The 4,923-nt window shown below is 60.9% G+C and carries 3 protein-coding genes and 1 pseudogene; 2 read left to right on the top strand and 2 right to left on the bottom strand.

The features are described from left to right. On the bottom strand, nt 1-834 hold an 834-nt coding region (locus JMF90_RS23990), incomplete at its 3' end, for an adenylosuccinate synthetase (protein ID WP_201325507.1). Nucleotides 835-974: 140 nt separating this feature from the next. Here JMF90_RS23990 and gcvA point away from each other — a divergent pair. Continuing rightward, complete coding sequence (gene gcvA, locus JMF90_RS23985; protein ID WP_006480992.1) at nt 975-1,865, top strand: transcriptional regulator GcvA; 891 nt, start codon at nt 975-977, stop codon at nt 1,863-1,865. A 169-nt stretch (nt 1,866-2,034) separates the two neighbouring features. On the opposite strand, the gene JMF90_RS23980 is transcribed toward gcvA, so the two are convergent. After that, nucleotides 2,035-2,397 (bottom strand): hypothetical protein, encoded by a 363-nt coding sequence (locus JMF90_RS23980; protein ID WP_011549362.1) that lies wholly within the window; start codon nt 2,395-2,397, stop codon nt 2,035-2,037. A 2,391-nt stretch (nt 2,398-4,788) separates the two neighbouring features. Here JMF90_RS23980 and JMF90_RS23975 point away from each other — a divergent pair. Then, a pseudogene (locus JMF90_RS23975) lies at nt 4,789-4,923 on the top strand (replication initiation protein); the annotation flags it as partial.

Below are 4,923 nucleotides of genomic sequence, written 5' to 3'. Positions count from 1 at the left end.
GGTGAGGAACGGGCCGCCGCCGACCCGCGTCGCATACGCCTTCGTGACACCCAGCACGTGGCCGAGCTTCGCCGCACCGAGCCCGGTGCCGGCGGCCGCGGCCGATGCCACGGTGCCCGACGACGTCACGAACGGGTACGTGCCCCAGTCGATGTCCAGCATCACGGCCTGCGAACCCTCGAACAGGATGCGCTCGCCGCGATCGGTCGCGTCGTTGAGGTCGGCCCAGACCGGACGCACGAACGGCAGGATTTTCGGTGCGAGCGCGACCAGCGTCGCCAGCATCGCGTCGCGATCGTACTCGTCGAGCCCCAGGCCGCGGAACCACGCGTTGTGATGGTCGACGAGCACGTCGAGTTTGGCGGCGAGCCCGTCCGGTTCCGCGAGATCGCCGACGCGCAGCCCGCGACGCCCGACCTTGTCCTCGTAGGCCGGCCCGATCCCGCGCAGCGTGGTGCCGATCGGTTCGCGGCGCAAACGCTCCTGCGCCTCATCGATCGCACGGTGAATCGGCAGCACCAGCGTCGCGTTCTCGGCGATCGACAGGTTGTCCGGCGTCACCGGCAGCCCGAGCTCGGCCATCCGCCCGATTTCCGCGAGCAGCGCTTCGGGGTCGAGCGCCACGCCGTTGCCGATCACGCCACGCTTGCCGCGCACGATGCCGCTCGGCAGCAGCGCGAGCTTGTACGTGTTGCCGCCGACGACCAGCGTGTGGCCCGCGTTGTGACCGCCGTTGTAGCGTGCGACGAGATCGGCCTGCGCCGCCAGCCAGTCCACGACGCGCCCCTTGCCTTCGTCGCCCCATTGGGCGCCCACTACCACCACGTTCGGCATGCTCCGTACTCCATGTGAGAAATTCAGACACTGGTTCGGCCAGGTCGGCCGTTTGTGTGCCATATTGGCGGAGCCGGATCACCCGATCAAACGATTAAACCTGAACCATCGTGTGAGTAAATTTCACGCGAAACGATGCAATGGCCCGACGACTCCCTCCATTGAATTCGCTGCGCGCGTTCGAAGCCGCCGCGCGGCTCGGCAGCTTCACGCTGGCCGCGGACGAGCTGTGCGTGACGCACGGCGCGATCAGCCGGCATGTGCAGCAACTGGAAGCATGGCTTGGCCGGCCGCTGTTCGAACGCCACAACCGGCGCGTCGAACTGACCGCGGCCGGCCGCGCGTACCTCGCCGAGGTCGGCGCTTCGTTCGACCGGATCGCGCTCGCCACCGCACAGCATTTCGGCCACGCACAGCAGCGCGTGCTGCGCGTCAGTGCACCCGCGACGTTCTCGCTGCGCTGGCTCGTCCCGAAGCTGTCGTCGTTCCAGGTCGCGCATCCGGCCATCGAGGTGCGGCTGTCGACGTCGAACGAGCCGATCGACAAGTTGCGCGACAAGGTCGACCTGATCGTTCGCGGCGGCCCGCAGGCCATCGACGGGTACGTCGCGGAGGAATTCCTGTCCGAAGTCCGGCTGCCGGTGTGTGCGCCGAAGTTGCTGGAGGGCCGGTCGCTGGATACACCCGCCGATCTCGCCGGCTTCACGCTGCTGCACGCGGCAACCTATCCGGGCATGTGGCCGGAGTGGCTCGCGGCGGCCGGGCATCCGAACCTCGTGCCGCGGCACTCGCTCACCCTCGAGCATTTCTACCTGACGCTGCAAGGCGCGCTCGACGGGCTCGGCGTCGCGATGGGGCCGATCGCGCTCGTCGCCGACGACATCGCCGAAGGCCGGCTCGTGCAGCCGTTCAGCGAACCGGCGCTGCCGCCATGGCGCTACTTCACGTATGTGGCGTCCGCACGGGCGGACGATGACGCCGTACGCGCGTTCAAGGACTGGCTGAAGGCAACGGGAAGGGCGACTGTGTAGGGTGGGTGGCGCTCACCACCCCTGCCTGCGTGTTGTACATTTTCAATATGAGCAGGATTCCGAATCAAATTGGATAAACCTGCGGAACGTGTTTGCCTTCGTGCATCGCATGATTGCGACGCACGAAGGCAAGCCGCGGACGGAGCCATGGCTTGCCGCCGGACAACGCTTACTGGCTGGCTGCGCCGGCCTTCTTCTCCGCGTTCTGCAGATTCTGCGGATAGTTCGGATCATTGGCCGCCGGCTTGTAACCGGCGTCTTCGAGTTTCTTCAGCTCGGCGTTGTTCTTCGCACGCGCGGCCTTGTGTTCGGCCTTGCGTTTGGCCCTGGCCGCCTTGCGTGCTTCGCTCTTCGCGGCCTTGGCGTCCTGTGCTGCCGGTGCAGCCGGTGCGCTGGCGGTTTCCTGCGCAAAAACCGGAACGGCCGAGCCGAACAGGAAAGCGGCTGCGGTAGCAGCCAACGTGAGTTTTCTGATCTGGATTCGCATCGCTGAACTCTCTTTTTTGATGACCATCACGGTTTGAAAAACCATCGAGATACCGCCCCTGCCCTGATCGGTCGTCATGTCGCGATCAGGACCTGTGCATCATAACCGTGTCGCAAGAATTGTGGCGTCAACGTGCTGACGGAATTGGGGATATACGTATGGGAGACAACGTAGGTCCTGCGCTCGATGACGGAAATCGCGGTACGCGATACGGCGCGAGGCCCCGATGGCTGTTTCACGGGTGGTGATACCGATACGCCGATACGCGACGTGGGTATCGTCGTGCTTGCGCGATCACCGCAGCGGCAGTCGATCCACACGTCACGACATCGTTCGATGCGGCTCGAGCGACGGTTCCTCCCATAAACGACCACGATTCGCTTCGTCGACGATCAAGACGATTACGTTGCGTCGTTTCGGCGTGCGGCGATTCGTCCGGCAACCGTTGCCACCTCGTGATGCAAAAGGTTACCTGTGGAGACAAGGCTCTCTGTCGATGGACAGGTCTGACGAAAAAGGCCGGCTAGTGCGAGCGGTGAAGACGTCGGCTCGATTGGTTGCACGCATGCGCTACAACCCGACATGAGCGATCAGCGCGCGTCCGGTGGAGATACATATGGAGCGAAGGCTTGTCCGTCGATGCGGCCGTGCTTGCCGACGCGTCGGGCGTCACATATCGATGCCGATCGTTTCTTGTTTGCTCCCATCGAGAGTGCCTTATGTGGACGGAGCGGCGATCTGCACAGCTTGCTTATACCTGTACCTTATCCGATCGGTGAGCTTTTCCGGGATTCCGCTTCGGGGGAAAGGTGAGCAGGTTCGGGAGCATCGTGGAAATCGGTTGCGGTGAGCTTCGGCACCGACGGCATCTTCACGTTGGGTGGCAACGATATCGATGAAGTGTGCCAAGTCGTCCCAAGGGGCACACTGTGCGATGGCTTTTCGGCATCCGGTCTGCTTTTCGGGCCGTGGTATGAGTCCCTCGTTGCCTGCAGCGGCCACAGCAAAACTTCCCGGCCGTGGTTTAAAGGTAGAAAAACAGACGGGGCGTGGGGATGAAAAACAGCCCGGCGCGGATTCCTCCGGGCACAGTCCACAGGCTAAATTTGGCGAGCAGCGTCACAGGCGATCGACAATAATTTGTCCGTAGACGAGGCCGTGCGAGTACAAAAAACCATTCGCGGGCAGTCCCGGATGATTTCGAACTGCTGTGAAGGAAAGCGAACGATCCGTTCGGCTGGTCGATCACAGGCGGCAGGAGGGTCACGCGGCCCGTTTTCGGGTCCCATAAACGGGAACCTCTACGTCGAATCCAGGGATTTCCTCCCATAAGTTTCTACGTTTCGGTGCTTGTGAGTGGGTACTCACCTCCTCGGAATGCCTTGCCACGCCTGAAGCCTTTCAGGAACGGCGGGTCAAACAGGGCCAAAGGGAGCGTGGAGGGGAAATCTGGGCGGTTGGCTTCCCATAGACGACTCCCATTGGTAGCGGTTTATGGGGTTCGTCTTTCTGTGCAAGCACACGTGTGTTTACATCTTTGGTAAACCACGTTTACTTCTTTAACTACTTTTAGACGGCTCACAGCCTTGCCTGGCATGGGTTTGAGCGGTGTTCGGTACCCATTTATGGGAGCACAGGTGGAAGGGTTTGGGGCTTCAGGTCTGTGGATTTGGGGTTTGGGGTACCGGGTTGTGGGAAATCAGGGTTGTGGATATGGGGCGAACGTATCCGGTTATGGGAAATCGACCGTCAATCGCGTGAGGTAGTCGTCTATGGGAACGCATGGAGGTAGCCTTTTATGGGGCGCTTTTTTGCGTCGATAGTCGAATCGATGCACAGAGATTTTCTTCGGGTAGCCGGTTATGGGGCATTTCAAAGGTACCCATGTATGGGAGCTGGTTTCGATCGATTCGCTGTCCTTCGCTCAACAGTCCTATAAAGCTTTCCCATAGACAGGAGCGGGGCTCCGGACAGGTTACCTTTTATGGGGAAATCGGAAGGTTGCCTTTTATGGGAGCGATTTCTCCCTTCGGGCCGGAAAGCAATGCGGTTGACGACGCTGACAGGTACCCTCGTATGGGAACCGACAAAGGTAGCAAGTTATGGGAGAAATCGCGGCCGTATTGCAGGGCACCACGTATCCCTCTTGCGATCTCGATTCCATTCGTTTTCCCCCATGGATGGGTACCTTCGTGGTGGCAAATCTTGTGCCGGGTTTCGCGACGCGGGCGGGAAAGGTAGCGGCTTTTGGGAGGAATTTTGATCAACAGGTAGACGGATATGGGGCTCGGCGCAAATCGTTGAAACAAGGTTTTTCCTTCCATATCTGATACTTAGACAAGATAGTGAAAGTGATGCTAGAGCAAGGACGTTGCTCCGTGGCGCGAAAAGGTATAAAGTCCGCTCTCAATAAGGCAACCTTACCCGGACACCACGATGCCGCGCAAGCCCGCAAGCAAAGGCTCAGACAAACAGGTTTCGCTGTTTCAGACCCCCGAGCCGCCCGACTTGCTGCGCAAGGCGGTCCAGGCGATTCATATCGCGCCGAAGTCCGGCAAGATCGGTCTGCAG

The sequence above is a fragment of the Burkholderia sp. E168m23 genome, assembly GCF_016586125.1.
GTDB lineage: Bacteria > Pseudomonadota > Gammaproteobacteria > Burkholderiales > Burkholderiaceae > Burkholderia > Burkholderia orbicola.
Note: the sequence above shows the minus strand (reverse complement) of the source record. Positions and strands in the feature narration are given on the sequence as shown.

Bases quoted from the DNA above. Each gene is read 5' to 3' on its own strand.
- gcvA (WP_006480992.1), top strand. From the start codon at position 975: ATGGCCCGACGACTCCCTCCATTGAATTCGCTGCGCGCGTTCGAAGCC.
- JMF90_RS23980 (WP_011549362.1), bottom strand. From the start codon at position 2,397: ATGGTTTTTCAAACCGTGATGGTCATCAAAAAAGAGAGTTCAGCGATG.